Raw genomic sequence first — 3,443 nt, 5'->3', positions numbered from 1 at the left:
GGCCGGGGTGAGGCGGGGATCGGACAGCATGGCGGGCCTCAGCCGTAGCGCTCGGCGAGGAGCGCATCGAGGGCGCGGATGGTCTGGGCTTCGCCCCCCTCGGGCCGGCCGGGCCGGGCGCTGGCGTTCCAGGCGAACAGGTCGAGATGCAGCCAGGCGCGGGCCGCGCCCACGAACTTCTCCAGGAACAGGGCGGCGGTGATGGCCCCGGCGAGCCCGCCGGACGAGACGTTGTTGGTGTCGGCGATCTTGGAGTCGAGCATGCCCTGGTAGGGCGCCCACAGCGGCAGGCGCCACAGCGGGTCCGCCTCCACCATGGCGTGGCGGGCGAGATCCGCGGCGAGGTCCTCGTCCTGGGTGAAGGCGGCCGGCAGCTGCGGCCCCAGCGCCACCCGCGCCGCGCCGGTGAGGGTGGCGAAATCGATCACGAGGTCGGGGGCCTCCTCGTCGGCGAGGGCGAGGGCGTCGGCGAGGACGAGCCGGCCCTCCGCGTCCGTATTGCCGATTTCCACCGAGAGGCCCTTGCGGCTCTTGAGGATGTCGCCCGGCCGGAAGGCGGAGGCGGAGACCGAATTCTCCACGGCGGGGATCAGCACCCGCAGGTTCACCTTCGCTCCGCGCGCGAGCAGGAGATGGGCAAGGCCGAGCGCGTTGGCCGCGCCGCCCATGTCCTTCTTCATCAACAGCATGGCGGAGGAGGGCTTCAGGTCGAGCCCGCCGGTGTCGAAGGCCACGCCCTTGCCCACCAGCGTCACCTTGGGGTGGGCGGGATCGCCGGCGCGGATCTCGAGAAGGCGCGGCGCGCGGTCGGCGGCGCGGCCCACCGCATGGATCATGGGGAAATTCTCCGCCAGCAGCCGCTCACCGGTGACCGAGCGGAAGGTGGCGCCGTGGCGGGCGGCCAGCGCGCGGGCGGCGTCTTCCAGCTCCGGCGGGCCGAGGTCGTTGGCGGGGGTGTTGACGAGGTCGCGGGTGAGGGTCACCGCCTCGACGGTGCGCACCAGGGCGTCGGCATCCACCCCTTCGGGGAGCACGAGGCGCACGTCGCGGCTGGCGGCGGCCTTGTAGCGGGTGAAGCGGTAGGTGCCGAGCGCAAAGGCCAGCGCGGCGAGGCGCGGGCTCGCCACCTCGCCTTCCAGCCGCCAGGCCCCGGCGGGCAGCAGCCCCGGCAGGGCGCCGGCGGCGAAGGCATCCGCCCGGGCCCCTGCCGCGACGCCGAACAGGGCGCCGGCAAGGCCGCCCTCGGCGGCGGGCACCAGCAGCAGCTTGCCGGCTTCGCCCCCGAAGCCGGCGGCCTCGGCGAAGCGGCGGGCCGCTTCCGGGATGGCGGCGGACGCGAAGGTCTCCTTGGTGACGCACCAGACCGGAAGGCTGAGGGACGAGGCGGGCGCAATGCAATCGAGCATGAATGAACTCCTGCGCCGCCGGCGGGGCCGTGGATGCGGCGGCGCGACGCGCGAAAGGACCTGTAGGCCAATGGGTAGAGCGCGATCCGCCGGGATGGCAACGGTTTCGTTGCCGTCCCGGCGGCAAAATCGCCTTCACGCGGGGGAGAGAATGCGCGCCTGCCCGGTCGCGGCCGTCAGCAGTGGGGCGGGGTCAGCCGGCGCCGAGCAGGCTGGAGTAGGGATGCAGCAGCAGTCCGGCACCGGCCAGGGCGACGCCATAGGGGATGGTCCGGCCGGGGATGGCGACGGTCCTGTCCGGCTGTTCCGCCGGACGGCGCACGGCACAGGCGGCGAGGGTCAGGAGCCCGCCGAAGAGGCCGCAGGCAAGCACGAACAGCGGCAGCTGCGCGGGGTCCATCCACAGTATCAGCACGCCCGCGAGCTTGGCGTCGCCGGCCCCGACCACATTCTCCGCGAACAGGGAGAAGCCGAGCGCCGTGATCGCCGCCGCCAGCAGGAGACGCAGGGGCAGGTCGGGCAGGGGGGTGAGGATGGCGAGGGCCGTGAAGCCGAGCAGCAGGGCACCTATGACGGCATTGGGAATGATGCGGCGGGCGATATCCGTTCCGATGCAGGAGCACAGGGCGGCGGGATAGAGCCCGAGAAGGAGGAATTGGGCCGCCTGCATGGGTCCGCCTGTCCGCGCCGTCAGTTTCCGGCCGCAGCCGAAGACGCCTGGAGCCGGGCGAAGGTGGCGGCGATCTGCACCAGGACGGTGACGATGGCGATGGAGAGGCCCGCGGCGATGAGCCCGTATTCGAGGGCGGTGGAGCCCTCTTCCTCCCTGATGAAGCGCCAGAACAATAGCTTCATGGCTTGAAATCCGATGCCGCGCGGCAGATGCGCCGGGGTGGAGCCGACGCTAGGGGCGCCCCCTTGCGGGGAAGTAAAGAACGCCCGCGCAAATGCCCCTGTGGGGCCTCCGGCTGATCTGAGGGTTAACGCTCCCCTCCTGTGCGCAACCTCCGGGCGCGCCCTTTGACCGCGCCGCGCGATGGGGGCAAGCTCCGGCAAGAGGTCCCGCCAAGAGGTCCCGCCAAGGTATACCCGCCAAGGAGTGGCCGCGATGAGCTTTGCCCCTTGCCCCGATCCCATCCCCGGAGACGGGCGCAGCTGCGACGCGGTGGAGACGGTGATCATCCCGCGTGCGCACGACATCGGCGGCATGGAGGTGGCCCGCGTGCTGCCCTCGCCCCAGGGGCAGATGATCGGGCCGTTCATCTTCTTCGATCGCATGGGACCGGTGCGCTTCACGGCCCATCAGGCGCAGGATGTGCGCCCGCATCCCCATATCGGGCTCGCCACCGTCACCTATCTGTTCGATGGCACCATGGTCCACCGCGACAGCCTGGGCAACGAGCGGGTGATCGCGCCCGGCGCGGTGAACCTGATGACCGCCGGCCGCGGCATCGTCCATTCCGAGCGGCACGAGGCGATTGTGAAGGACCGCGGCGGCCCGCTGTTCGGCATCCAGAGCTGGATCGCCCTGCCCAAGGCGCGGGAGGAGGACGCCCCGGATTTCCTGCACACCAGCGCCGAGGACCTGCCCGTGGTGTCCGACGGTCGCGTGACCGCCCGCATCATCCTCGGCAGCGCCTATGGCGCGGTGTCTCCGGTGGCGCTGGCCTCGCCTGCCACCTATGCGGAAGTCACGCTTGCGCCCGGCGCGCGCCTGCCCATCGATCCCACCCACGAGGACCGGGCTGTGTTCACCCTGGAGGGCGAGGTGGAGGTGGACGGCGTGGCCTTCGAGCCGGGGCGCATGCTGGTCATCCGCCGGGGCCTTGCCACCACCGCGCGGGCGATCACGCCGGCGCGGCTCATGCTGATGGGCGGCGAGCCGCTGGAAGGTCCGCGCTATATCTGGTGGAATTTCGTCTCGTCGGACCTGGAGCGGCTCGATGCCGCCAAGGCCGCGTGGCGGGCGGGCCGGTTCGACCTCATCCCCATGGACCATGACGAGTTCATCCCCGCCCCCGACGACGGGCCCGGCCT

At 71.9% G+C, this 3,443-nt stretch carries 4 protein-coding genes; 1 reads left to right on the top strand and 3 read right to left on the bottom strand.

Translation table 11 applies throughout. The annotated features are described in order from the left end of the window. Positions 1 to 38: 38 nt before the first annotated feature. From K9U41_RS22275 to K9U41_RS22265, 3 genes are all read right to left on the bottom strand, one after another. Entirely contained in the window at positions 39 to 1,406 is a 1,368-nt protein-coding gene (locus K9U41_RS22275) for a leucyl aminopeptidase family protein (protein WP_282643029.1), read from the bottom strand. Positions 1,407 to 1,599: 193 nt separating this feature from the next. Next, positions 1,600 to 2,076, bottom strand: coding sequence for an A24 family peptidase (locus tag K9U41_RS22270; RefSeq protein WP_282643028.1), 477 nt, complete (start codon positions 2,074 to 2,076; stop codon positions 1,600 to 1,602). 20 nt (positions 2,077 to 2,096) lie between these two features. Beyond that, a complete protein-coding gene (locus tag K9U41_RS22265) occupies positions 2,097 to 2,261 on the bottom strand; it encodes a Flp family type IVb pilin (protein ID WP_011995941.1) in 165 nt (54 codons plus the stop codon). A 253-nt stretch (positions 2,262 to 2,514) separates the two neighbouring features. Here K9U41_RS22265 and K9U41_RS22260 point away from each other — a divergent pair. After that, the coding region (locus tag K9U41_RS22260; RefSeq protein WP_282643027.1) for a pirin family protein at positions 2,515 to 3,443 on the top strand (929 nt) is incomplete at its 3' end.

Source organism: Xanthobacter autotrophicus, assembly GCF_029991245.1.
GTDB lineage: Bacteria > Pseudomonadota > Alphaproteobacteria > Rhizobiales > Xanthobacteraceae > Xanthobacter > Xanthobacter autotrophicus_C.
This window is presented reverse-complemented; position numbering and strand designations above follow the sequence as displayed.

Bases quoted from the DNA above. Each gene is read 5' to 3' on its own strand.
- K9U41_RS22275 (WP_282643029.1), bottom strand. From the start codon at position 1,406: ATGCTCGATTGCATTGCGCCCGCCTCGTCCCTCAGCCTTCCGGTCTGG.
- K9U41_RS22270 (WP_282643028.1), bottom strand. From the start codon at position 2,076: ATGCAGGCGGCCCAATTCCTCCTTCTCGGGCTCTATCCCGCCGCCCTG.
- K9U41_RS22265 (WP_011995941.1), bottom strand. From the start codon at position 2,261: ATGAAGCTATTGTTCTGGCGCTTCATCAGGGAGGAAGAGGGCTCCACC.